This window comes from Oceanobacillus jordanicus (genome assembly GCF_022095695.1).
GTDB lineage: Bacteria > Bacillota > Bacilli > Bacillales > Amphibacillaceae > Oceanobacillus_B > Oceanobacillus_B jordanicus.
Genome location: NZ_JAIFZM010000001.1, coordinates 205696 through 231633, shown reverse-complemented (window position 1 = coordinate 231633; position 25938 = coordinate 205696). Strand labels below are relative to the sequence as shown.

At 39.8% G+C, this 25938-nt stretch carries 26 protein-coding genes; 7 read left to right on the top strand and 19 right to left on the bottom strand.

All coding sequences use genetic code 11. The annotated features are described in order from the left end of the window. Nucleotides 1-119: 119 nt before the first annotated feature. Nucleotides 120-926: an N-acetylmuramoyl-L-alanine amidase gene (locus tag K3T81_RS01170; protein WP_238017654.1), complete on the top strand. Its 807-nt coding sequence runs from the start codon at nucleotides 120-122 to the stop codon at nucleotides 924-926. A gap of 90 nt (nucleotides 927-1016) precedes the next feature. Here the strand turns inward: K3T81_RS01170 and K3T81_RS01165 are convergent, their stop codons facing one another. From K3T81_RS01165 to K3T81_RS01130, 8 genes are all read right to left on the bottom strand, one after another. Continuing rightward, complete coding sequence (locus tag K3T81_RS01165) at nucleotides 1017-1862, bottom strand: Cof-type HAD-IIB family hydrolase (RefSeq protein ID WP_238017651.1); 846 nt, start codon at nucleotides 1860-1862, stop codon at nucleotides 1017-1019. A 65-nt stretch (nucleotides 1863-1927) separates the two neighbouring features. Next, nucleotides 1928-2800, bottom strand: a complete 873-nt coding sequence (locus K3T81_RS01160; protein WP_238017649.1) for a class II fructose-bisphosphate aldolase — start codon at nucleotides 2798-2800, stop codon at nucleotides 1928-1930. Nucleotide 2801: 1 nt separating this feature from the next. Beyond that, nucleotides 2802-3269, bottom strand: a complete 468-nt coding sequence (locus tag K3T81_RS01155) for a PTS sugar transporter subunit IIA (RefSeq protein ID WP_234368395.1) — start codon at nucleotides 3267-3269, stop codon at nucleotides 2802-2804. Nucleotides 3270-3274: 5 nt separating this feature from the next. Then, nucleotides 3275-4711 carry a PTS fructose transporter subunit IIC gene (locus K3T81_RS01150; protein WP_161464130.1) on the bottom strand — a complete coding sequence of 479 codons (1437 nt, stop codon included), beginning with the start codon at nucleotides 4709-4711 and terminating at the stop codon, nucleotides 3275-3277. Between the two features lie 12 nt (nucleotides 4712-4723). Continuing rightward, nucleotides 4724-5638 carry a 1-phosphofructokinase gene (pfkB, locus tag K3T81_RS01145; protein WP_238017646.1) on the bottom strand — a complete coding sequence of 305 codons (915 nt, stop codon included), beginning with the start codon at nucleotides 5636-5638 and terminating at the stop codon, nucleotides 4724-4726. A gap of 141 nt (nucleotides 5639-5779) precedes the next feature. After that, entirely contained in the window at nucleotides 5780-6559 is a 780-nt protein-coding gene (locus K3T81_RS01140; protein WP_238017644.1) for a MurR/RpiR family transcriptional regulator, read from the bottom strand. A gap of 89 nt (nucleotides 6560-6648) precedes the next feature. Continuing rightward, entirely contained in the window at nucleotides 6649-7194 is a 546-nt protein-coding gene (locus K3T81_RS01135; RefSeq protein WP_238017641.1) for an alpha/beta hydrolase, read from the bottom strand. A 12-nt stretch (nucleotides 7195-7206) separates the two neighbouring features. Further along, nucleotides 7207-7560 (bottom strand): nuclear transport factor 2 family protein, encoded by a 354-nt coding sequence (locus K3T81_RS01130; RefSeq protein ID WP_106898210.1) that lies wholly within the window; start codon nucleotides 7558-7560, stop codon nucleotides 7207-7209. A gap of 253 nt (nucleotides 7561-7813) precedes the next feature. Here K3T81_RS01130 and K3T81_RS01125 point away from each other — a divergent pair, with 253 nt between their 5' ends. Continuing rightward, nucleotides 7814-8188, top strand: a complete 375-nt coding sequence (locus K3T81_RS01125; protein ID WP_106898211.1) for a VOC family protein — start codon at nucleotides 7814-7816, stop codon at nucleotides 8186-8188. 50 nt (nucleotides 8189-8238) lie between these two features. Here the strand turns inward: K3T81_RS01125 and K3T81_RS01120 are convergent, their stop codons facing one another. The 9 genes from K3T81_RS01120 to K3T81_RS01080 form a co-directional block, all read right to left on the bottom strand. Then, nucleotides 8239-8796, bottom strand: a complete 558-nt coding sequence (locus tag K3T81_RS01120; RefSeq protein WP_238017638.1) for a spore coat protein — start codon at nucleotides 8794-8796, stop codon at nucleotides 8239-8241. A 139-nt stretch (nucleotides 8797-8935) separates the two neighbouring features. Further along, nucleotides 8936-9913: a ring-cleaving dioxygenase gene (locus tag K3T81_RS01115; RefSeq protein WP_106898593.1), complete on the bottom strand. Its 978-nt coding sequence runs from the start codon at nucleotides 9911-9913 to the stop codon at nucleotides 8936-8938. Nucleotides 9914-10102: 189 nt separating this feature from the next. After that, on the bottom strand, nucleotides 10103-12043 hold the full coding sequence (locus K3T81_RS01110) for a BglG family transcription antiterminator (RefSeq protein ID WP_238017635.1): 1941 nt from the start codon (nucleotides 12041-12043) through the stop codon (nucleotides 10103-10105). 103 nt (nucleotides 12044-12146) lie between these two features. Next, entirely contained in the window at nucleotides 12147-13541 is a 1395-nt protein-coding gene (locus K3T81_RS01105) for a glycoside hydrolase family 1 protein (protein ID WP_238017633.1), read from the bottom strand. Between the two features lie 32 nt (nucleotides 13542-13573). Then, nucleotides 13574-13879: a PTS lactose/cellobiose transporter subunit IIA gene (locus tag K3T81_RS01100; protein WP_338044581.1), complete on the bottom strand. Its 306-nt coding sequence runs from the start codon at nucleotides 13877-13879 to the stop codon at nucleotides 13574-13576. A gap of 69 nt (nucleotides 13880-13948) precedes the next feature. After that, nucleotides 13949-15235, bottom strand: a complete 1287-nt coding sequence (gene celB, locus K3T81_RS01095) for a PTS cellobiose transporter subunit IIC (protein ID WP_238017631.1) — start codon at nucleotides 15233-15235, stop codon at nucleotides 13949-13951. A gap of 22 nt (nucleotides 15236-15257) precedes the next feature. Beyond that, the gene (locus tag K3T81_RS01090; RefSeq protein ID WP_036577782.1) at nucleotides 15258-15566 is read right to left on the bottom strand and encodes a PTS sugar transporter subunit IIB; all 309 of its coding nucleotides are present in this window, start codon (nucleotides 15564-15566) and stop codon (nucleotides 15258-15260) included. Nucleotides 15567-15839: 273 nt separating this feature from the next. Beyond that, nucleotides 15840-16262, bottom strand: coding sequence for a DUF1801 domain-containing protein (locus K3T81_RS01085; RefSeq protein WP_238017629.1), 423 nt, complete (start codon nucleotides 16260-16262; stop codon nucleotides 15840-15842). Between the two features lie 551 nt (nucleotides 16263-16813). Then, nucleotides 16814-17785, bottom strand: coding sequence for an ABC transporter substrate-binding protein (locus tag K3T81_RS01080; RefSeq protein WP_338044580.1), 972 nt, complete (start codon nucleotides 17783-17785; stop codon nucleotides 16814-16816). Nucleotides 17786-17969: 184 nt separating this feature from the next. Between K3T81_RS01080 and K3T81_RS01075 the strand changes: the two genes are divergently transcribed. Beyond that, a complete protein-coding gene (locus K3T81_RS01075; RefSeq protein ID WP_238017626.1) occupies nucleotides 17970-19013 on the top strand; it encodes a FecCD family ABC transporter permease in 1044 nt (347 codons plus the stop codon). Then, a complete protein-coding gene (locus tag K3T81_RS01070; RefSeq protein ID WP_238017624.1) occupies nucleotides 19010-20023 on the top strand; it encodes a FecCD family ABC transporter permease in 1014 nt (337 codons plus the stop codon). Before K3T81_RS01075 ends, K3T81_RS01070 begins: the two co-directional genes overlap by 4 nt. Nucleotides 20024-20489: 466 nt before the next feature. Here K3T81_RS01070 and K3T81_RS01065 read toward each other — a convergent pair whose 3' ends face one another. Both K3T81_RS01065 and K3T81_RS01060 read right to left on the bottom strand, forming a co-directional pair. Beyond that, complete coding sequence (locus K3T81_RS01065) at nucleotides 20490-20915, bottom strand: pyridoxamine 5'-phosphate oxidase family protein (RefSeq protein WP_238017622.1); 426 nt, start codon at nucleotides 20913-20915, stop codon at nucleotides 20490-20492. A gap of 181 nt (nucleotides 20916-21096) precedes the next feature. Next, entirely contained in the window at nucleotides 21097-21477 is a 381-nt protein-coding gene (locus tag K3T81_RS01060; RefSeq protein WP_051558025.1) for a helix-turn-helix domain-containing protein, read from the bottom strand. 202 nt (nucleotides 21478-21679) lie between these two features. Between K3T81_RS01060 and K3T81_RS01055 the strand changes: the two genes are divergently transcribed. The 3 genes from K3T81_RS01055 to ptsG all read left to right on the top strand — a co-directional run bounded on the left by K3T81_RS01055 (nucleotide 21680) and on the right by ptsG (nucleotide 25355). Further along, entirely contained in the window at nucleotides 21680-22069 is a 390-nt protein-coding gene (locus K3T81_RS01055) for a hypothetical protein (RefSeq protein WP_051558026.1), read from the top strand. Between the two features lie 96 nt (nucleotides 22070-22165). After that, a complete protein-coding gene (glcT, locus tag K3T81_RS01050) occupies nucleotides 22166-23002 on the top strand; it encodes a glucose PTS transporter transcription antiterminator GlcT (protein WP_036577791.1) in 837 nt (278 codons plus the stop codon). A 292-nt stretch (nucleotides 23003-23294) separates the two neighbouring features. Further along, nucleotides 23295-25355, top strand: coding sequence for a glucose-specific PTS transporter subunit IIBC (gene ptsG, locus K3T81_RS01045; RefSeq protein ID WP_238017620.1), 2061 nt, complete (start codon nucleotides 23295-23297; stop codon nucleotides 25353-25355). Nucleotides 25356-25938 lie beyond the last annotated feature (583 nt).

Here is a 25938-nt window from a genome sequence, read left to right as displayed (position 1 = left end):
GAGTAAAAGGGCATTGGCAGACATGGAATTATGTCATTCTGATGTTGTTTGTCCAACAGTTAATCTGACATATTTCATAAGCTGTTAGTGAGCTTAAAAAATGATAGGAGGCGTTCTTAGTGAAGTTATATTTAGATCCCGGCCATGGAGGGAATGACCCCGGGGCACAGGGGAATGGTTTGAGTGAAAAGAATATTACACTAGATATTGCCCAACGGATACGTAGCATTTTGGTAAGTGATTATCGCAATGTGGATGTCCGATTAAGTCGTTCCTCTGATAGTAGTAAAAGCTTGCAGCAACGGACAAACGAGGCGAATGACTGGGGAGCGGACTATTTCCTGTCCATTCATTGTAATGCTTTTAACGGGAGTGCTAGAGGGTATGAAGATTATATTCACAGCAATTTATCTGATTCCTCCAAAACCGCAGGATATCGCAACGTATTACACGCTGAAATAACGAAAGTCAATCAGTTAAGCAATCGCGGCAAGAAAAAAGCAAATTTTCACGTGTTAAGGGAATCTACTATGTCAGCAATGCTATCGGAAAATGGGTTCATTGACAACCAACAGGATGCTGCCTTAATGCGAACCGCTTCATGGAGGCAACGGGTTGCCCAGGGGCATGTCAACGGTCTTGTTAAAGCTTTTAACCTTCAGCGTAAGGAAGAAGGTAATGGAAGTGATGACCAGTTATTCAAAGTTATTGCAGGCTCCTTTAAATCCAAAGCGAATGCAGAGCAGCGAGTTGAGGCTTTAAAGAAAAAAGGAATCACCTCATATGTGGATAGTTTAACCCTATCTGGTGTGCTGTGGTTTCGAGTCCAAGCTGGTGCTTTTTCTAAGCGGTCAAATGCAGAAAATCAGCTTAATCAAGTAAAAAAAGCTGGTATACCTGATGCTTATATTATAAGTGAAAGCTAGAAACACTCATACTCAGACCCGTTCCCGAATCACGTACATTTTTCACACATTATACAGAAAGAGGACAGTTACGAACTGTCCTCTTCCCTATTACGAATTTAAAATATATTTCCTAAATCCTTCTGCCACGCCATCTTCAACATGATCTCCTGTTACATATGTACATCGCTGCTTTACTTCCACTTCCGCGTTCCCCATTGCGATACTTATGCCAGCTTTTTCAAACATGGAAAGATCATTAAAGTTGTCCCCAATTGCCACCGTGTTCTCCAACGGTACAGAAAAATAATCAGCGATGAGCTCTAAAGCATGTCCCTTACTTGCTTTTGGGTGCCCAATTTCAAGCTTTTGCCTGCCTGAGGTTGTAATCGAAATATCCGTTCTCTCAGCAATGTGATCTCGAAGTTTATCTAATTCGTCTTTCTGAAAGGACATGACAAATAGCTTGTAAACTTGTTTGCCGGCAAAGTCAATGTCCGTGTATTGTGGGACATACTGCAGACCATGCTGCTGGTACTGTATTTCTACGACCTTTTCAGCCCAGCTTGGATCATCCTCACCAAGGTCTCTAATTTCTTGCTCAAGCTGCTCTCTTCCATTTTCCTCGACCAAAATCCCGTCTTTCGTATAAATTTCGAAATACAGGCCACTATCAATTAAAACGTCCATCATAGAATTAAGCACTTGATCGGAAAAGTATAAATTATGGATATATTCCTCTGCATGGTACGATTTTGCACCATTCCCTGTAATAATAGGGCATGTAATATCAGCACGTCGCATTATTTCCCGCGTGTCGTGCAATGACCTCCCAGAGGATATAGCAACGACATGACCTTCCTCTTGTGCTGACTTAATAGCTTTTACATTTCCTTCACTAATTGTGCCGTTACTGGAAAGAAGTGTTCCATCTAAATCAATTGCGATAAGCTTCATTGTTTATTCCCTCCATTAAGAAACGGTCTTTCCCCAACAGAGAAAGACCAACTTCTTTTATTTTATCACTCAGAAAATACGGGAACAACTTTTCCTTCGCTTCCGACCATTCGAATCTTTGATTTAGCCATTTCCTTCGCTGCATCTTTCGCTTTTTGCAAATATGCTCGTGGATCAAGACTATCCGGTTCCTGCTCAAAATGCTCACGTATTGCTTTGGAGTAAGCGTTTTTAAGTTCAGTAGATACATTGACTTTAGCCATTCCTTCTGCAACACACCTCCGTACATCCTGGTCGGGAACGGCAGACCCACCGTGGAGCACAAGTGGTACATCGACAACCTGTGCAATCTTTTCTATTCGGTCAAAATCAATATCAGGATCCCCTTTGTAGATACCATGAGCCGTGCCAATAGAAGGTGCAAGTGTTGGAACACCCGTTAACTCAACAAACCTTTGGCAGTCCTTTGGCACAGCTTTCTGAGCATCCTCTTCTGCTACAACGATGTCGTCTTCCACTCCACCAACTTTTCCAAGTTCAGCTTCTACATTTACTCCTAGGGAATCTGCCAAGTCCATAACTTCTTTTGTTTGTCTCACATTCTCATCAAAAGCATGCATGGACGCATCAATCATGACAGATGTGTAGCCAGCACGTATAGCTGTTTTAATCACTTCATAATCTGTGCAATGATCCAAGTGCAAACCAGTTGGTATCTGATAATGCTCTGAGGCTGCTTTTGCTACCTTCACAATATTCTCTGCGCCAAGTGATTTAACCGTTCCTACGGTTGTCTGGAGAATGACAGGAGATTTCAGCTCCGCTGCAGCCTCCAAAACCCAGAAAATACTATCGAATGAGTGGACGTTGAATGCAACAATCCCATGTTTGTCTCGTTTAGCCTTCTGTAGCATTGGTGTAGTTGATAATAAACCCATATTAATTTGCCTCCTCTGGTGTAATAGATTTTTCTACTAATAATGAAAGCTGCTCCGTAGTTGTTGCATCTAACAATTGCTGCCTCTTCTCTTCATCCATTAGTGTTCTTGATAGGGCTGAAAGAGCCTGCAAATGCGTAGTTCCTGCTTCAGCTTCTGGAATTAACAAAGAGATGAAGAAAAAGGCTGGTTGGTTATCAAATGATTCCCATTCTATGCCTGTCTCCGTACGTACGATCACAACCGCTGGCTTTGTTATCGAAGTAGACTGAGTATGAGGGATGGCAAAGCCATCCTGAAACCCAGTAGTGCTTTGTGCTTCTCTATCTTTAAGTCCTTTAACCACTTCATCGGCGTTATCCGCTATCCCATTTTCAACTGCTATGTCGGCAATTGCCTGAAAAACACCTAACTGCGAGGATGCTGTTGCTTGTAATTTAACATAACTTGATTTGATCATATTTTTCATTTTTGTCACTCCTTAATTGGTTGGTTGTTAGCTGCTTTCTTTCTGTACAGTCCATAGATGAATGCTCCGACAAGGGAACCAATTAAAATAGATAGAACCCATTGAAATGCTCCAGTGACAACTGGTAAAACTAGAAATCCTCCATGTGGTGCAGGGACCTGCACGCCAAACATATAGGTCAAGATTGCAGCGATTGCGGAACCTAACATAATGATCGGCAATACAACGACGGGGTTTTTAGCTGCAAATGGGATTGCTCCTTCTGTAATATGGGTTGAACCAAGAATAAAGTTTACAGCACCTGCATTACGCTCTTCTTTCGTGAAGTATTTGCGGAAGATCACAGTTGCAAAAGCAATAATTAAAGGTGGCGCTATACATGCTGCAGAGACCCCTGCCATAAAATAGAGATTTCCTTCAGATAAAAGTAGTGTGCCAGTTACATAGGCAGCTTTATTAAAAGGTCCGCCCATATCAAATCCACACATCGCTCCTACAATTAAACCTAAGAGTAGTGGGTTAGTAGATTGAACAGATTCAAGAAAACTCATTAGTCCTTCATTAAGGCCAGTCAATGGCACGATGATAGGTGTCATAATAATCCCAATAAGGAAGATACCAAGTACTGGGTATAAAAAGATTGATTTTAGCCCATTTAAAGAATGTGGCATTTTTTTCAAAAGCTTTTGTAGCAAGATGATAATATAACCTGCAATAAAACCAGCGAGAATACCGCCAAGGAATCCTGCTCCTCCCTGATCTGCTAAAAGACCACCAACAAACCCAACTACCATTCCGGGTCGTTTGGAAATAGACTCTGCAATAAATGCAGCTAGAATTGGTACCATTACACTAAAACTCAGACCGCCCACATCATTTAATAGTTTTGCGAACTGGTTATATTGTTCGTTTTCAGGGTCTGCAGAATAAATTCCAAATAGGAACGATATGGCTATAAGCACACCGCCACCTACAACAAACGGAAGCATGTGGGAAACACCATTCATTAGGTGTTTATAAATGGTATGACCCCAATTCTTTCCTGAAGTAGTCTGCTTATCGTGTTGAGTAGTTGTGTCTTCGGTATTGGATTCACTACTTCCTTCATAATCGCTTGCTCGATACACGGATGCTTCTCCATTTATAATTTGATTGATGAGATCTTCCGGAGTACGTATTCCTTTCGCTACAGGTACGTCAACCAATGGCTTTCCATGAAAACGATCGGCATTAACGTCCTTATCAGCCGCAATGATAACCCCATCTGCTTCTTTAATTTCTTGAGGGGTCAAGGCGTTTTCAACACCTACTTGACCATGTGTCTCCACTTTTATTTCAACATTTAATTTTTCTGCTGCTTTCTTTAAAGCTTCTGCAGCCATAAACGTGTGAGCTATCCCTGTAGGGCATCCTGTTGCCGCAACAATTTTTTTCTTGCTCATTATTACTCCCCCTTATAAAGTAGTGATGTCAATTTGTTCTCTTAAGTTTGATACATCCTCTAAATCGCTGAGGCCTTTGGAAAATGCAGTAGAGGCCCCAGTTGCGACGGCATAGGCCAGTGCTTCTTCCATTGAGCTTGATTGATTCTGCCTTGCGATAAAAGTAGCAAGCATTGCATCTCCAGAACACGCTGTATTTACCACTTCTCCCTTAGGCGCATTAGCTTTTAACTGCATGTTTTCAGTTAAATATAACGCTCCTTTTTCTCCTCTAGAAATGATTACATTCTGTGCTCCCTTTATTAGCAACTCTTGTCCGTATATCAGTAATTCTTCTTCAGTTAAGGGATGATCTTTTTGGAACCACTTTGCAATCTCCTCATCGTTTGGCTTTAAAAGGAATGGCTGGTATGAAAGTGTGTCTAGTACAGAATCAACACTTGTATCAAGAACCAACTTCACCTGCTGCTCCGCACAAATAGACGCTATGTCTGTTATAACCGATTCAGGGACTCCTTTCGGCAGACTACCTGAAACCACGAGCGTATCACCCGATTTAATACCCTGAACTTTTTGCAATAAGTGCTGTACCTCTTCTGCCTTTATCGTCGGTCCCTGGTTAACAATTTTGTACTCTTCTTCGGCATTGACAAAGACGTTGATTCGAGTGATACCATCCACTTCTATAAATTCGGTTGTTATCTGTAAGTCTCTCAATGAGTCGTCGATATATTTACCAGAAAATCCCCCTATAAATCCTAGGGCGGTATTTTCAATACCCAACTTTTTTAACATGATGGAAACATTTACACCTTTTCCATTCGGCTGATAATCCTCGTCGCGAGTACGGTTGACCTTATTAGGAACTAAGTGATCTAAGGCGACATATAAATCGATTGCTGTATTCATGGTGCAAGTATAAATCAAAGTCACACCTTCTTTCTTTTTTGTTATTTTAAGTATTACATAATTTTTTGTGTAAATGTTTTCAGCTTTTGTAAACCTTTACAAAAGCACATAAGAAAAACTAAAAAACCCTCTCTTCTAATAAGAGAGGGGGTAAAACAGCTATTTCTTTGTGCGGATAACATAGGCGTCAAGTAATATTCGGGCTATTACATTTAGGGAAAGTCTAGAACGTACTTCATATTCTTGAAACAAGGAATGATCTGTCTTATAACCAAGAAGCGTCATATCAGATAGTTCACTGAGTGTAGAGTCTACCTTCGTCGTTAAGGTGATGGTTGTTACCTGACGAATATTTAAATTCTGACATGCTTCAACCAACTCTGCTGTTTCACCATTCAATGAGACAAAAATAGCTAAATCATTTTTACCGACCTTCCTAGATTTCACACGGATAATATTAGGATCTTCGTGTGTTTCACATATCTTATCCAAGGCTTGTAACTTGATCATCATTTCCTTTGCTATCATTTCAGAAAAACCTCTGCTGAAAATATATATTCTTTCTGCGTCATGTATTTTTTGAACAGCGTCTTCTATCTGTCCTACGCTTTGTAATTGGATGGTCTTGTGTACTTCTTCTTCATTTTTACGAATGACTTGTTTAATATCGTCATCAATATCTCGCAGTGAATCATCTGCATCCATCATTTTTTTATCTTGTTTAAGCCTATACTTAAAAGATGTATACCCATTATATCCAATTTTCTTCATAAGCCTTACAATCGTAGCTGTAGATACATTGGCCTGCTCACTTAGCTTCACAATCGACATTGTTGCAATATCTCCAATATGCTGGTGAATGTACTCGAGCAGATAACGTTCGGCCTGGCTTAGTGTAGAATAAGTGTGGTGAGGAATGTTAAATAAAGGTTCTTCCATACTGCATCCTCCTGATTAATAGTTAAAAAAAGAATAACACAGTTAGACAGAACAGCAAGTTTTTTTAGTTAATTTGAACTATGAAGTTACTACGCTTCTTTTAGCACCTCAACTAACTTAGGCAATCCATCCATAAACAAGTGAGCATCCCCTTCAAGTTCAATAAATTTAGCTTGAGGAAAGTGCTTTAAATAACGTTGCATATGTTCAATTGGGACAATTGGGTCAAGTTTACTATGAAGAAAGAAAATATTAGGAACGTATGGAATTTCCCCTGAGATATTGGACTTAAGGATAAAATCTTTTCTTTGCCATCCTTTATTAATACCCCAAAAGGGTGCGGCAATGGAAATCAGTTTGTTAAATGGTATGTTTACTTCTTCAGCCAAATATTTAAGCAATACAGAACCTCCTAATGAATGGCCAATTAAAGTAACTTCTCCTTCCACCAAATCTAGTGTTCTCCGAATCTCTTTCTTCCACTCTGCATAATAAGGATCCAAAGGCGATGGCATTGCTGGATGAATAATATTATGCGTGTTAGCACATTCCTTTTTCAAATAATGGGCCAGCAACTGACTACCTTCTCGACCTTCCTGTGGACCCGCACTGTGAATAAAAAGAATTGAATCCATTCTCCCAGCCCCTTATTCTATCTCAATTAAATATGCTGTGATTTCACTTATTTTCCCATCTTTATGCTTGTCCAGCTTATAGATATCACAAAAAGCGTACTTCTTATGAACACCCTCTTCCTCCATTGCCATTGTTCCTTCAATAACAGCCGTCTTCCCATGTGTAATGATCTGTTTTGTTTGATGGGCTGTTTCAAAACCCCTCATTGGCTCCATTTCTTTTATTACGGTATCCTTCCCTTCCAGAACATTACTCCCTACCATATTCCAAACAATATTCTCTGAAATATTTGCAAAGATTGTGTCCACATCACCCGTCATAAAAGCATTATTTATCTTTCTAAAAAACTCCTGATTTTTCGTCATATTACTTCCACCTCCACGTTTCTTCTCGTTATAATCCCACTTATCTTATTCATCTTCTTTATTGTAATTTCCTGCAGTATCGGTAAATAAATTTCCCCCATATTTTATTCCAGCCAGAAAGAAAAATGCAGGAAAAGTAGTGACCGTAGAGAATATTTATATATACCAAAGAGGGCAACAAAGTTTAAGACAAGATACTACCATTTACGAAAGTTGGGCAAGGTGCAATGACTTAAATAAGGAGTGTGAATCGATGAAGAGTCCAATTAAAAATCAAATGAACACAGTATTTATCCATGTTAACGACTTACCTACATCGGTGGAATGGTATTGTCGCCTACTTGGACAAACATATGAAGCAGAAGAAGTGAGAGAACCAGTATATAAAATGAATATCAATCATTATACGGGTCTACTATTAGACGCAGGGCCCCGCAGAGAGAAAAAGCAAGTGTATCCGTCGAAACATCCGATATTCAATTTCCACACCGATGAGATTGAAAATGCTTATTCTTTTGTAAAAGAACTAGGCTACCACGTTGATTCGCCAATAGAACGGTATGATGATCTGGCTTTTTTCACTGTAAAGGATCCTGACGGAAACATTATTATGATATGTAATCGTTAAATAGAAACCGATATGTAACGATCACATATCGGTTTATTTCTCTTATTTCTTTACTGGTGTTGTACAGGCTGATACATGCCAGCAATGGCTTGAATTGCTTCAGGGGGCGCTGGCATAAGTGGATAATAACCATTTTTCGTCATATATTCCCAAGCTTCATATGCATGGTGGCTACTATTAAGGAAAGCTTTCTCTAAGAATGTTCTTAAATCGGGATTAGCACATTCTACCGTAGCTGCAGCATAATTTTTGGCAGAAGCTTTCTGACCTAGAAGATAGGCTAGCGCAATTTCTCTGTCAGTATGCTTTTGCACGTCAGTACGTGGAGCAGAAGAAGGGAATTGACTTACCGGAGCCTTTGTATATGAATCCAGCTTTGGGAGTAATTCTGCTGGCTGAAATTTATTAATATCAGGCGTGGTAGCGCTTTGAACAAACTCCACTTTAAGGTTATAATCCGCTACATGAAGGGGAAAATGCCTTTGAAGCATTTCCTTCAATTCTGGGTCTTGTGCCTGGTTTATAAAACTGGACATACAGGTTACTGTGTTAAAACAGCCGGCTATAAGCTCGCTTAACTCGTTTAACTCATGGGATGCAAGTTGCAATGTTATCTCTCCTTTTAAGGTTTATCCTGCATATTATTTGTTAGATAATCCTTAACATACATACAAAAGAAGTAGATAGTGTGTATAAATTAAAAAACCTGCCAACGCAAATTTTCGCTGCTGACAGGTTTTCTACATGCTATTCTTTTGTGAGATCCTTGGTACTTCTAACAGTATCGATCGGACGTACCATTTTTTCGATTTCTTCCCTTTGCGGCTCTAGAAATGGAGGAAGTGATAGTTTTTCTCCTAATGTTTCGTATGGCTCATCCCCCATGAATCCAGGTCCATCTGTCGCAAACTCAAACAGAATTTGTGGTGCTACTCTGGCATAGAGTGATTCGAAAAAGTGTCTGTTAACATAACCGGATGTTTGAAAACCAAAGTCACCCATGCGTTTAATCCATTCCTCAAGTACGTTACGATCTTCTACACGGAAGGCTGCATGATGCACTGTTCCAAAACCTTGAATTGCATTTGGCAAAACAGGGTTATACTCTACAATTACCTGTGCACCATTGCCTCCTTCACCAACTTCAAATAAATGAAAGGCGCCTTCACTGTTAACTTCTCTAAATTGTAATACTTTTTCTAGCACCTCTTTAAAGTAATCTAGATTAGCAATTCGAACAAAGATAGGGCCAAGGCCAGTAATGGCATACTCTAGTGGTACCGGGCCATTTTGCCAAGGTGTACCTGAAGCTACTCCCTCATTATGTTCATCAGAGATTAGTTGGTATTGCTGGTCATCAAAATCAATGAAGGATAACGTTTTTTTACCAAATTGCTCCTTAATTCCAGAATGCTTAACTTCAAGGCGGTCAAATCGTTTCACCCAATAATCTAGCGCGGCATCATCTGGAACCCGGAAGGACGTTTTAAAGATTTCATTCGTGCCATGGCTCCCTTTGGGGATACCAGGAAAGTCAAAAAAGGTCATGTCCGTTCCCGCACTTCCCTTATCGTCTGCGAAGAATAAATGATATGTTTGAATATCATCCTGGTTCACTGTCTTTTTAACAAGTCGCATTCCAAGTACATACGTAAAAAATTCATAATTCTTTTCTGCACTGCTCGTAATTGCTGTAACATGGTGGATTCCTTTTAATTCGTTCACCATCCGTACCTCCTATATGTTCGATTATACTTAATTAATATATTCTTAATTCAATATAAATATATCATGAATAAAGAAGTAAGTCCACTATTAGATTTCCCCAATACTTCGTGTATTACAAGGCATTATGTGGCTTTATTATCTTGTCCTAACATGAAATAAGGAATCTATTCAACTAGAATAGATTCCTTATAATTCTGCTTCCCTTATAAGTTGGTTCATAAATTCGTCATAGTTTTTCGCACTGATTAATTTTTCTACTAGTGGCCTGCTGGCTACAATTTCCCCCAGTGCTTCGTACATAAATTGGAGGTCCTCCTGGCTATTCTTTTTCACACAAAGTACACAAACAAATTGGACCTGTTTTTCTTTCCATTCTATCGGCTCCTGTAAGGTACATACTGCTAAAAACGTTTGGGATGATTGCGGTGTTATTGGATGAGGTATGGCGACCAGATTCCCATATGAGGTTGGTGCTACTTCCTCTCTTTTATAAATAGATGAAAGGAATGTCTCTTCTACAAGAGACCGCTGCATAAGTTGCTCGGAAATATACGTCATTGTTTCTTCTCTAGATTTGAAATCCATGTTCAGAAACATCAGCTCTCGCTTAAACAACCTAGATGTATTGTTTTGCTCTTTTGCCAAAAACCGATCAACCTTTTCCATGTCGTTACTACTCAATACTGCGTTTACCTCCAATATTGGAATTGGAAATTCCTCTCTAATTGGGATGGAGCTAATAATAAAGTCAATACCTTCTAAAGACCGCTTTTTCAATTTGTAATACTCTGTTGTACCTACAACATCCAAACTCTCTCCAAATCGGTTTTTTAACCGGTAATAAATTAATTGTGCTGTCCCCAGCCCTGACGCACAAACAACCAGGCACCTTAATGGACCTGAGGTGATTTTTCTCCTTTCAATGGCGGCTCCTATATGAAGTGCTAAATAGCCTATTTCATTTTCATTTATTTTCGTTTCGGTATGTTGTTCAATCACTAATCCTGCTAATATCCCTGCTTCAAAAGCAAGTGGGTAATTCCTTTTTATATCAGCAAGCATAGGGTTGCGAATATTCATGCCGTATTTATACCGATTAATCGCTGGCTTTAAATGTAGACATAAGGCCATGACCAATTCTTGATCATCCTTCACACCCAGACTTAATTCACTTTCTACTCTTTCAAGCATCTTGGTCACAGTTTCTAGGATCTCTGCTTCCATTACCTGCTCCAGCCTATCTCCCTTAGCATCAAAGGTAAGCATCTTAGTGCCTAGCAAGTGGATGGCGATATACGCTGTCTCCTCTTGCGGAAAAGTGATTAGAAATGTCTTTTGAATACTATCTACAATATTGTGAGCCACAACGTATTCCGTTTGTTCCTCAATTTGTTGTGCATCCAATCTGTACAATGTAACATGGTTACCGCTCCTAATCCGTTCATAAGCGATCGCGATATGTACGACAAGATTTTGTATGGCAATATCAGATAACGTAATAGAATGTGCTTTAATCTGTGTTAAAATAATGTCTTGAATTGTATCAAGTTCTGCCTTCGTCAAAAAGGAAAATAGAGGGTCAAGGTAATTAAACCCGTCCCCTTGCGTACGGTTAAACATAATTTCGGCAATACAAAACCTGACCTTTACTTCGTCCCCTTTTATCATCAATCCATGGTTTGGGCGGGAATCGAGAGTAATGTCATAAGCAAGCAAAATTCTTTTGACATCCTTTAAGTCATTTTGAACTGTTGATTTGCTGACAAACAATTCTTCTGCCAAATCTTCAAGCTTAATATAAAGTTCCTCAAGCAGTAATCGAACCATAATAAAGTGTACACGCTCTTTCGGTGTCTGTGGGTGTACATCATCCCTCATGTACAAATACTCTGACATCTCAGTCAAGAAATTCCGAAAGAGCTGTTCATCCTTTATAACTAATTTATATCCTTTGCTCATTATAGATTCCACTAGAGCGCCGTAATCTGCCAGTTCTATATTTAGGTTTCGAATATCGTCCCTGGTGGTTCGAGTACTTACTTTATTAATATTTGCGAGATACTTACCCGTTACATACGTTTCCGACTGCATAAGCTCCTTTAATATCACTTTCATTCTGGAGTTCATGATCATGACTCTCCTCTACACACGTGCATTATTTCTTCATGTATACCTAAAAAGTTAACGGTCCTCTTATATTCCCAGTGTGCAAATGTGGCAATACACCTGTTTAAAACCCGTTATTTATAGATACATCCTTGAACCACCTTGCACTCTTTTTCGGTGCTCTTTCCATCGTTTCAAGATCTATGGAGAAGAAGCCATATCTATTTTTGTATGCATTCATCCAAGACCAGTTATCCATAAAAGTCCAAAGGTGGTAGCCCTTAGCATTACAACCCTCTTCTATTGCCATGTGCAACCATTTCAGATGCTCTCGAATAAATTCAATGCGGTAATCATCTTGGATCTCTCCGCCCTCGGTAAAGCGTTCCTCATTTTGCACTCCCATACCATTTTCTGAGATAAACGACTCAATATTCCCATAATTTTCTTTTAAATTTATCATAATATCGTAGATGCCTTTTTCATAGATCTCCCACCCACGGTATTTATTCATTTTTCTTCCAGGCATTTCATATTGATCAAAGAACCAATCCGGCATAAACGGTGCCTCTTTATTTGGTTCATTCTCCTTCGCTTTGACGCGTCGTGGCTGATAATAATTAACACCTAGCAGGTCTACTATATTGGCGCTTATTAACTCTTTATCCCCGGGCAGCGTTTCTGGCAATTGCCCATGTTCTCCTAGAAGTTCAATTAATTCCTCAGGATATTCCCCTAATACGGCAGGATCTAAAAAACTACGATTAAAAAACAAGTCGGCAATTCGGGAAGCCTTTAAGTCTGCAGGATGTTGGCTTCTTGGATAAGAAGGTGTTAAGTTCAAAATTATACCAATCTTTCCCTTTTGTCCTGGTAAACCATGAAATGCTTCTACTGCTTTAGCGTGGGCAATAATCGTATGGTATGCAACCTGTACGGCCTTTTTAGCATCGACAATATTTGGGTAATGAAAATCATATAAATAACCGCCCTCAACTGGCACAATTGGTTCATTAAAGGTGAACCAAGTATTCACGCGTTCGCCAAACAGCTGGAAACATTCCGTAGCATAGCTCACATAGGCTTCCACTACTTCGCGGCTTTCCCAACCGCCCTCTTCTTGTAATTCATAAGGCATGTCAAAATGATAGAGATTTATAAACGGTTCAATATCATTATCTAACAATTCATCAATTACCGCATTATAAAACGCTACTGCCTCCTTATTGACCTCTCCCCGTCCACCAGGAATGAGGCGGGACCAGGAGATCGAAAAGCGAAACGTATTATGGCCAATTTCCTTCATCAGGGCAATATCCTCTTTGTAACGGTGGTAGAAATCAGATGTTTGCTCGGGTCCCACGCCTTCAAAGAAACGATTTTCTTCTGTTTCAAACCAATGGTCCCAAATATTCTTACCTCTTCCACCTTTATCTGCTGCTCCTTCTATCTGGGTAGCAGATGTCGCGCTTCCCCACCAGAAATCCTTAGGGAATGAATAATTCGTTTGTTTTTCCATTTATTATTCCTCCTATTGCACTTGATGCCTTATTACTTATTCCGGTAAATTTCAATAATTTCAATCGCAAGATCTCGTACAGTCATCGCAGTCATTAAGTGGTCCTGTGAATGAATTAGCATAACGTTGATCAGGTTCTCTACTCCATTTGCTTCTTTTTGTAGGAGTTGTGTTTGATAAGAATGGGCTTTCCCTAACTCTTCCCCAGCTTCTTCTACCAATCGATCTGCCTCAGCAAAATCTCCCTTTTTTGCCTCCTGGATTGCTTCCATAACGTTGGATTTTCCATTTCCAGCAAATAGTATTATTTGAAAAGCAATTTCTGTTGTTGTCTCCACAAGCTATCCACCTCGAAAGTCTATTATTATCGTTACACGTTTACTTTTTGAAATAATCTAGAATCCTACTTACTTAGCTTCTTTTCTCTCTGTCTCGTAATAGTTTTTATCTAAAATCTTTAAGAATGGCCACCATATGACGATTACTACCAGTAAGTTAAAGGCTTGTAATACACCGCCCTGCCAGGCATTTCCTGTGGCTAGGAATCCATTTAATATAGGAGGTGTCGTCCATGGAACAATAACACCAGCTGGTGGTGGCACAATGCCTGAATACATTGCAAAGTAAGTGATAAGTGTTACTACTACAGGTGCAACCAACCATGGAATTAAGATTAATGGGTTCATAATAATTGGCAATCCAAAAATAATTGGTTCATTCACATTAAATAAACCTGCTGGCGCCCCGAGCTTTCCTAGCTCTTTTAACTGTCTACTCTTTCCAATCATAAAGATTAAAATAATTACTGCAAGCGTCATACCAGATCCGCCCATCCCTACTAAAAACGAATCTATAAATTGCTTGGTTATAATATTCGGTAATTCCGTACCTGCCTGAAATGCTGTAAGGTTTTGATCATTAAGCGTATACCAAATCGGGTCAAATACGGAGTTGATAATAATTTGACCATGCAGTCCGAAAAACCAGAAGACCTGAATTAATAAGACCGCTATGATTGTTGCAGGTAGACCGCTTCCAAGTACAGTCAAAGGCTGTTGAATAACACTATAAATAAAGTTCTGTACTGTCTCAAAGCCTGTATAACTAAATATGATACGGATTAACAAGAATACCGTTAAGGTTAACGTTATCGGAATTAGTGCACTAAACGACCTGGACACAGCACCAGGGACACCCGCTGGCATTTTAATGGTCCAATCTTTTTTTACAAAATAGCGATATAATTCTGCTGATATAAACGCTGTAAAGATACCTAGAAACATTCCTTCTGCCCCAAGAACGGAAGTAGGAATAACACCAGATACCCCATCCAGAACCTGTGGTGTCATAATTAAGAATGCGGCTAAGGCTACTACTCCACCATAGATGGCCTCACCACCGTAGTGCTCCGTCAGTTTATAACCAATACCTATCATGACAAAGACACCCATTATACTTAATGTTGCTGCCGAAGCCGGTCCAAGCGCGTTTTGATATGCCGTAAATGCTTCTTCACTGATCATCTTATCCAGAAAAGGAAAGTTAGCAATTACGACAAAGATAGAGCCAAAAATGATTAGTGGTAATGCAACCATAAATCCATCTCTTAAGGCAGACAAATAACGATTATTATTTAGCTTATCTGCAATTGGCAATAACATGTTCTCTAAAAAATTCATGAACTTACTATTCATGATCGTTCCCCCTCTTCATCTGTTAATTCTCCATTAACTCTAAGGCCTTATTGAGGACAGCTTCTCCATCCACTCTCCCATATGCGATTGGGTCAATCACATCAAGCGGGATGCCGTGTTCCTCTGCAACTACCGTGTACTTCTTTTTCATAAATCGCATCTGCGGTCCGATTAGCAGCACATCTGCTTTTTCGACTTCTTTCACCACTTTGTCCTGTGCAACTGCCCAAATGTTTACTTCTATTCCTTTCTCTGCAGCCTTCTCTTCCATTTTGGAAACGAGTAAGCTTGTAGACATACCTGCTGAACATGCTAGCATTATATTCTTCATGTTGGTTCCTCCTTGTTTTTCTACTACATCAAGTATATTTTAAAAGCGCTTTCAACTGAACACATTGATTTTCCGTCATATAGCGGAAATGATTAAACGCTTTAAATTTCGTAACGGCTTACCCACTATAATTAAAAATATCATCCATACGAAAATGCTGTAGAAATTCGTGTCTCTACAAACTTTGACATTTATTTCATTGTCCTACCCTCTACGCAAAGCCTTTCTTTATTCAAACAAAAAAGGACCCACTCGAGGGCACCTTTAAGGGAGTTATTCTACTGGATATGTTTTTTTAAGAAAGGTAATAGACTGCGTAATGAGCTCTTTTAAGACAGATACATCTATATCGTCCAACTTATTAATATACACACAGGATTTCCCGGACTTATGCTTACCAATCTTTTTTAGCAATGCTTCTCTTTCTGTGTCACCGGTAGCAAAATACAGACTAAAATTTGCCTTTCGAGGTGAAAAGCCGACAAGCATTGCATCCCCCTCATGACCGGTTTTATATTTGTAGTGGTATGACCCAAAGCCGATTATACTAGCTCCCCACATCTTGGGTGGATAACCTGAGGTTTCCGTAAAAATCTCTAAAAGCTTGTATGCGTCTTCTCGTTTTCCAGTGTTTTCTATCTGTTCAATAAACTCCACTACACTTGCCTCGTTTTCCTTTGTTTTCTGCTCATACATGTACATACCTTCCCTTCCTTGGAATGTTATGTTGCCAAGCAATAGGTGTCAATCATGTTAGATATTCTTATAGTAGCATATCTGTTCAATCTTTTTCAGACATCAGTAAATTCATGTAGAACAAAAGCGCAAGTGCCCGTTTAGAAACGTAGCGAGTGGAACGAATCAACTGAGATAAAGGAATCATGCCCCTGCAAAAGGGGTATGTCGGCGTTGGCCGGCAAGGACGTTTTTAGTCGACCTACCTCTATTTACCCAATCGATGATGACTTTCACCGCAAGGGTATAAGTGCGACTAGACCTCTGGTTTCACCAGTCGGCAAGTCTTCTTTTCACCCTCGGGTATAAGTGCGACTAGGCCTCTGGTCTTCACCAGTCGGCAAGTCTTCTTTATCGTAGGGCGATTTCGTGAAGTCGCCTAGTTTCTGGTCGCTGGAGCTGGACGTGGCAAATTCAATTGTTTCGTTATCCACAGCACTAGAATTTTATAATTTCCTAGACAACAAAAAAACACCTTGGCTCAGCGAAACGGAGTCGAGGTGTTCCTGTGCTTATTCTTTTACACTTTTGAGTACATCATCAATGATTTGAGAGTTGGCGATAGGGCCAGTGTAAAGCCAAGCTGAATCCCCAGAGAATTCATAAATATTTCCCTTCTTTACTGCAGGGATGTTTTGCCAGATTGGATCTTCAAGCATTTTTGATCCACTATCACTGTCATCGTTTGCTAGAAAAATGTGATCTGCATCTAATTCAGCCAATTTTTCCAGGGAAATTTCAGACCAGTTTTGAACCGAATCTCCTGAAATTTCTTTCACGACGTTCGGTGTAGTTATTCCTAAATCATTGTAAAGCACATCCCCACTAGAGAGATTTTCATTTACAATGTAAAAAGTATCACTAAATAACCAAAGGGCTACGGCAGAGTCAGAACCGATAGCAGTATTGATTTCTTCCTTGGCACTCGCTGCCTTTTCTTCATATTCTGCCAGTACTTGTTCAGCTTTGTCTTCTTTTCCAAACACTTTTGCTACTTCTTCAAGCTCAGCACGCCACTCATTATTTTGCTCATTTCCTACTACATAAGTTGGTGCTATCTTAGAATACTGGTCATATTTATTTCCTTCTACCATTTCTGCTGAATCCATAATAAGCAAGTCTGGTTCAAAGCTTGCCACGGCCTCGTATGGAAGGTCACTTGGTATAGTTGGAACGTCACCAAGGTCATCCTGTAAATAGTCCTGCACATCTTCTCCATCACGAACGGACCATTGCGCAACAGGTGTAATATCAAGTGCTACTAAATAATCCTCTAAGTAGGAGGCGATAACGTTTTCCGGATTGGCAGGTATCTCTACTTCATTTCCTGCTGCATCTGTCAGGGTACGAGCTTGTCCTTCCTGCGTTTCTTCGTTGCTTCCGTCCTCCGAAGCATTCTCACTATCTTCGTTTCCTCCACAAGCTGCAAGCAATAAAACTAAAAATAAAATGCCTATTAGCACGAAACTTTTATTTAATTTCATTCTCATTGTTCTCCTTTATGTTGAATATTTCAGTAACTTTCCTAATGATAACAATTTTCATTCTCATTTACAATAAAATTATTTATTCCAGATTCAAGAGTGTTTCTTATGTTATTGTTGCATGCTATCCCTTATAATATAATGGCAACAGTTTTAATTTTGTTTTATACGGGGAGTAACTTTTATGTCTTTTTTAAATAGATTTTCTGCTGCAAAGGGGTACAAGCAATCAAGGCCCATGGTGGCTACGTTTATCTTAACTGGCGGCTCGGTAATACTCATTTTTTGTATTGCCTTCTCTATCCTTTATGGGAGTGCTGATATTAAAGTAAGTACCATTTGGCAGAGCTTCGTACAATTTGACACACTACAAACATCTCATCAAATTATATGTAATCTACGAATTCCAAGGGCCTTGGCAGCTACTTTAATTGGTGCGGCTCTTGCTGTTTCTGGTTCTATTATGCAAGGAATGACACGTAATCCACTAGCTTCCCCTTCTATTATGGGAGTCACTGCTGGTGCTACGTTTATGATGGCCATTTCCTTCGCCCTTATGCCAGGTGCTTCAAATGTTACCGTTATGGTTTGGGCGTTTCTCGGTGCTGGTTTGGGTGCAGGGATCGTGTTTGGTGTCGGGTCATTGTCCAAATCTGGACTGACACCTGTAAAGCTGGCCCTTGCTGGTACAGCGGTAACTGCTTTACTCAGCTCCATTTCCTCTGCGATTGCCATTCACTTCAATATAGCAAAGGATTTAAGTTTTTGGTATGCAGGCGGTGTCGCCAGTGTGCAGTGGGTCCATGTCCAATTGCTGGCTCCTATAGTTGTAATAGGCTTAATAGTTGGACTGACATTAAGCAGTTCTATTACCGTTCTCAATCTTGGTGAAGACCTTGCAAGGGGACTTGGCCAAAAAACATTTCTAGTCAAAATCATTGGGACCCTCGTTGTCTTGCTGTTGACAGGGGCTGCGGTTTCCATTGCGGGAACTATTGGATTTATTGGGCTAGTCATCCCACATATTACACGTTTTCTTGTAGGAACCGATTACCGCTGGATAATACCGTGCTCCGCCATACTCGGGGGTATTTTACTAGTGGCAGCTGACACGGTTTCCCGAATGGTTAACCCACCATTTGAAACACCAGTGGGCACCATTACGGCATTAGTTGGTGTGCCTTTCTTCCTCTATCTTGCACGCCGTGAAGGGAGGGCAAAGCAATGAAAAAGCTAACCCCAACAAAAAGAGCTTGGCTAGTGGCCGTTTCTTTATTTATAGCAATTCTTCTTACGCTTATAATTAGTCTAAACTTAGGAGTTATGCAAATTTCGCCTGTCGATGTGTGGAAAACCCTAACAGGTAATGGAACATCGCAAAGCAGCTTAGTTCTATTTGACTTTCGTCTTCCACGCATGGTAATTGCCCTTCTGATTGGAGCAGGAATGGCCGTCTCAGGGGCAATCCTGCAAAGCGTGACACAAAATGAATTGGCCGACCCAGGTATTATTGGAATAAATGCTGGTGCTGGCTTTGCTGTGGTTCTTTCTATTTACCTGTTTCAATCGGGTACAATAACAGCTTCCACTGCTTCGATCTTTCTGTTGCCAGCAGCAGCCTTAATCGGTTCTGTCGTGGCAGCTACCTTAATCTATGCGATTTCTTGGAAAAACGGGGTATCCCCTATTCGTCTTATCCTTGTCGGGATTGGAATTAACGCAGCATTCTCTGCTTTAATCATCGTTTTCCAATTAAAAATGGACCCAAACGATTTTACGAGAGCCACCGTTTGGCTATCAGGGAATATCTCAGGGACAGATTGGACCTACGTTTATGCTTTATTGCCATGGATCTTAATTCTTTTACCCTATACTTTTTTAAAGGCAAATACACTAAACACGATGAACCTTGGGGATGATATTGCGAAAGGCCTTGGTACAAGGGTGGAAAGGGAAAGAATGCTCTTATTGCTCGCTGCGGTGGCCCTTGCAGGCTCAAGTGTAGCCGTAGGCGGCGGTATTGCATTTCTTGGCCTTGTCACACCACATCTAGTTAAAAAATTAGTAGGAACGAGACATCAAGCTATATTGCCAATTACAGCGCTGATGGGTGGTTTTCTTCTTCTTGTCGCTGACACAGTAGGAAGAAACATTCTTTCTCCTTCTGAAATCCCCGTAGGCCTAGTCGTTTCCGTAATCGGCGGTATTTATTTCATCTACCTGCTCATCAAGTCTTAAATAAATAACAGGTAAGCAGAACTAACGAAGAGATATATTCAAATGGATGAGGAAAAAGAAAATTATACAAGAAAAAAGGACACTTAAGTATTGTAAAAACAGTTCGAATACTTCCGGATAATCCCTAATTTTTTGTTATCTGAATCACACTTTAGCGAAGGGAAAATGCGGAGACTCCTTGAAAATGCATTCGCATTTTCTGCGTGCGATGAATCGCTGACGAAGCCTTACTTGTCCTGTGGGAACAGCACGAGTCCGAAGGCCCCACAAGAAGCGAAGGAACAAAGGCTAAGAGCGCCACGTCCTGTGGCAACGCCTTCGTGACCAACATCCTGTTGGCCCGAGACTAAGGCCGTGCCCACGGAAAGCGGAGCATTTTTTCCGTAGCGGAGATTAAGCAGTCTTTTTTCTTATTTTTTGTTTTTTAAAAAGGCTGGGACGTTATGTCCCAACCCTTTTTCCTTTTTTACATTTCTAATTCCTTTGGTGGCTGCCCTTTTTTATTCATTAACCGAACTGCTACTGGTTCAACTTCCAGCACGACAAGGTTCGGATCATCCGGCCCATCAAAATAAAGCTTCATATGGGCATTCCATAAAGCCTTCTTTACCTCTTCCGAATCATTGAAACGTACTTTCCCTTCGTATTCCACAAAACTGTCTCCAAATCCTTCCCCTTCATAGCCTAAAATGATATGCGTATAAGGATTTTCTTCTATCTCTTCTGTTTTATCCGTATCTTCATTCGTAGGTGTATAAAGTTTTAACCCTTCATTATGAAAAGTCATATACCTGGAATGCGGCTTGTTGTTCTTTACAGTAGCCATTGTTCCTACATGACTATTATCAAGTATATGCTCAACCTCTTTTTTGATTTCATTCTGGTTGTCCATGGATATACACTCCTTTTATTATATCTATAGGTATTATTCCATTTGGCCAAAGAAATTAAACACAAATATTCTATAGAGTGCATGATTAGATAAGCTCCATGAACACGAAAAAGCGACTAGTTCAGTAAAACCAGTCGCTTTTTATTTGCCTATCCTTGATTATTAGAATTTGCGTTATAGATCAGTGTCTTCTGCCGTAAGAACCGTTTAGTCTTCGTTCCGTTTGGCTTTTCACCATACGACGAGCCTTGATAAGTAAGATGGCATCTTCTACCTCTGCTTTGCTTAGCTCCATATGACCTACAAAGAGTTTATAGTCTTCCCATGTTTTATCTAGCTGCAAGTCGATTACTATTTTATGTTTCTCTTCTTTAAGAATATCATCAACCGTTACACCAAATAACTGCGCCATTTGGCAAAGGTGTTTAGGACTTGGTTCTCTTTTTCCAAGTTCATAGCTCCAAACAACGCTTTTGGTAAAGTGCAACTCCCTTGCAATTTCCTCTGGAGTATACCCATTTTCTTCCCTTAGCTTCTTTAATTTATCCCCTATCTCGCTCATATGTACCTCCTGCTTAACCATAAACTCCCTTTTGTTAAAAATTTGTATAGTTAATATCATAGCACATTTTCCCGAAATTTAAATGGTAATTTGCACTGTTCTGAAAAATACACATTCTGTTAACAAACTGGCTCTCTGCCTGTCATGATTTTATGGTTCTTTTCATAAACATTACTCATAAGGGAACCTAGGGGGAATGATGATGAATAACACCGAAATCGTTTCTGAAGAAGATGTAAAGCGCTACGATATATTAAATAAACAAAAGAAAGAACTGGAACAAGAAATGAATCGATTAAAGAAAAAATTTCATACTTACTTAGATGAAGAGTTAGGAAAAGACAAAGCAGGAGAAATTAGTCGTGGCCATTATGAGCTAAAGCGCCAAATTCGATCTAGTATTGCTTATGAAACAGACCTAACAATTAAAAAGCTAGAAGAGGCTAATCTTCAGGATTTTGTTCTCATTGAAAAAAAACCAGATACAGAAAAGTTAGAGGCAGCAATTAAATTGGGACTAGTAGAGAAAGAAATGTTTGAAGAATGTAAAAAGATTAAGTCAACACAAGCAATTGTAGTAAAAGAAGTTTAAAGGATAGTAGCTTTATTCTTATCCATCACATAATTAAAGTTCTTTTCATATTCCCTGGTATAATGCTATGATAGAGCTTTAAGGACGTGATAAAAAATGAATGATTACAAAGTCGTAAAGGCTCTCAATAATAATGTACTAATCGCCCTGGATGATAATCAGCGCGAAGTAGTCTTAATAGGTAAAGGGATTGGCTTTAACAAAAGTAAAGATTCCATCATTCCTGAAAATACAGTGGAAAAGCTATTTGTTCTGCGTAATGAAAAGGCGCAAGAACATTATAAGAGCCTAATCCCTGATTTAGACGAAAACACGCTAAATACTATCATTTCTTCTATTGAGATCATTCGAAGAAGAACACGAACTATACTTAGTGAAAAGGTCCATGTTGCGCTGACAGATCATATTCTGTTTGCCACTACAAGACTATTAAATGGAATGGCTATCAAAAATCCGTTTTTAACAGAAACGAAAGCGCTCTATCCATTCGAATATGAGGTTGCCGCTGAGGTAGTGGAATTTATCAACCATTCCATGCAAATAGACTTGCCAGAAGGCGAAATTGGCTTTATTGCTTTACACGTCCACAGTGCGATTACGGATAAAGCCGTCTCCGATGTGAATCGCTACTCCAAACTCATTATTCAGCTGATTGAGATGATAGAAGTGCAGTTGCGCGTAACGATTGACCGGGAAGGGATGGAATACGCCCGTTTACTCCGGCACTTACGCTATACCATTGAGCGGGTACTAAATGATGAAATAGTACAGGAGCCGGAAAAAATAGCTTCCCTATTGAAATCTGAGTATCCAACATGCTACAATCTCTCGTGGAAGATAATTAAAATTATGCAGCAAACGTTAAAAAAGCCCGTTTACGAAGCTGAAGCGGTATATCTGACAATGCATCTTCAACGGCTTATAACAAAATAATGACATACGATTATACGTGTTACTGATTCGGTCAGGCATGAGTAGAGACGATTATGAAAAAATGATATGGGGAAATTAGTCCTATCATCTTTTTCATCGTCTCTGTTCATGCCTTTTTTGTACGCTAGGAGTGTATAAAATTTTAGCTAGCTTAGAAGCAATGACGAGGCAGTTAAATTTTGAATTCCCGAGTATCACGTACATATTCGCTAAAAGAGAAGCTGATGTGATTTTTTCTCATTTGCTCTCATTAACTAATCAATTAAGTCCTTATATTATAGGAGGGTTTCCTTTGTTTAAAAAGGCTTTTGGCATCCTACAAAAAGTAGGAAAAGCTTTAATGTTGCCGGTAGCACTCCTGCCAGCAGCTGGTTTGTTACTTGGTTTTGGTAACGCAGCTCAACAAGAATCGATGCTTGAGTATCTGCCTTTTCTAAGTGCAGACTGGATTCAACTTATGGCAACTGTAATGGAAGATGCCGGTGGCATTATCTTTAATAACTTAGCACTTATATTTGCAGTCGGAGTAGCAATCGGATTGGCCGGTGATGGCACAGCAGGTCTTGCTGCAATTGTAGGCTACTTAGTACTAAACCAGGTAATGAGTTCCTGGGTTGGCGTGACACCTGAGATGGTAGTGGCAGATCCTGGCTATGCGACTGTATTGGGGATACCTACCTTACAGACAGGTGTCTTCGGCGGGATTATTGTCGGGCTAATTGCCGCATTTTGTTATAACCGGTTCCATGATATTGAAATGCCTTCATTCCTTGGCTTCTTTGCAGGTAAACGGTTTGTACCAATTATTACGGCTGCTATAGCGTTTGTAGCAGGTTTATTGCTACTCCTTATCTGGCCACCTGTACAAGACGCGATGAATAGTGCATCTCACTGGTTAATTGAAGAGGGAACTTATCTTGCAGTATTCTTCTTTGGATTTATTAAACGATTACTCATCCCATTTGGATTGCATCATATTTTTCACGCGCCTTTCTGGTATGAATTTGGTTCGTACACAACGGCTGCAGGAAATATTGTACGTGGGGACATGACGATCTTCTTCGCTCAATTAAAAGATGGCGTTGATATTACTGCTGGTAACTTTATGGCAGGTGAATTTCCAATCATGATGTTCGGACTGCCAGCTGCAGCGCTTGCAATGTACCATGCAGCAAAACCAGCTAAAAAGAAACTCGTTGCAGGATTATTAGGTTCTGCTGCGTTAACATCCTTCTTAACAGGGATTACAGAGCCACTTGAATTCACATTTATGTTTATTTCACCACTGTTGTTTTTCCTTCACGCTGTACTGGATGGACTGTCCTTTGTACTTATGACCATGTTCAGTGTCAACGTAGGATACACGTTCTCTGGTGGTGCGATTGACTTCGCCTTATTTGGAATACTACCTAACCAGGAACCCTGGTGGATTACCATTATTCTTGGATTGACTTTTTCTGTCATTTACTACTTTATCTTTCGTTTCTTCATTAAAAAATTTAATTTGATGACACCAGGACGTGAAGAAGATGATGAATTAGAAGACGACACTAAAACAGAAGCTGGTGACCTTGCTTATAACGTGTTAGACGCAATAGGTGGACAGCAAAACATTTCGCATTTAGATGCCTGTATTACCAGACTTCGTGTATCCGTTAAATCAATAAAAGATGTAGACAAAGGCAGACTTAAGAAGCTTGGTGCTGCTGGAGTACTTGAAGTCGGTGACAATATTCAGGCGATTTTCGGACCGCGATCCGAAACATTGAAAAGACAAATGCAGGATATTATTTCAGGTAGAAGACCGCGGGTTACGGAAACAAATCAACAGGAAGAAGTTAAGCAACAGATGGAAGAAATAAATCCGGAAGCGATGCAGAACGATGGCAAAACAAATGAAGCGATCCACACACCACTAGAAGGCGAAATTGTCTCTATTACAAACGTACCGGATCAAGTCTTCTCTGCCAAAATGTTGGGCGATGGTTTTGCTATCATACCAACAGATGGAAAAATCGTCTCTCCAGTCAACGGAAAAGTAGTCAATGTTTTCCCTACAAAACACGCAATTGGAATCGAATCCGATGGAGGTAGAGAAATCTTAATTCATGTTGGAATTGATACGGTTCACTTGGATGGAATTGGATTTGAAACACTAGTTGAGCAAGGTGATACAGTTAGGGCAGGACAGCCTTTACTAAGTGCAGATCTGGATTATATTGAAAAGAATGCTACATCGATTATGACGCCAGTTGTCTTTACAAATCTTCAAGAAGGCGAAATGCTTACCCTCCAAAGGCAAGGTAAGGTTGCATTAAACGAAAAAAACATCATTCAAATTGAGAAGCAATAAGTTAAGGATACTATCAAATTACCATGCCGAGCGGTTTACGTACCCCGCTCGGCTTTTCCTTTTTATCCAATTACCCATGCCGATTGCCCCTTTACCCTTCTCTCCAATGATACAACTCTCTTTTTTCATCATTAAGAAATTTGGAAAGATATAATTTAGCCTAAAAGTCTTCCTTTTTCCCTACTTTTTGATATATAGTAAGAAAGGACTTCTAAATATGGGGGACTGCTCAAACGGTACATTATCTTATCTTTTTGGAAAAGAAATTAAAAGCTTATAGAAAAGGCCCATTTATTTTTTAAAACGGAAAAACCACCTTCCAAGGTAACGCTCCCCTATACAAGCGTAAACGCCACAAGATACACCATATTTATAAGGAAATACTCAGTTGTTGTATGGTCATGCCTTTACTTAAAGAAAGACTAAATTGAAAAACATTTCGTGATATGTCCTCACTTTATAAGATCTTATTTCATATCCATTGCCCACAAGGAAAAATCACAAACCATGCTTAACTGAGTTATTCCACACGTTTTTTCACCTCATAGAGGATACCATCATCGGCCATTATTGATCCCTAAGC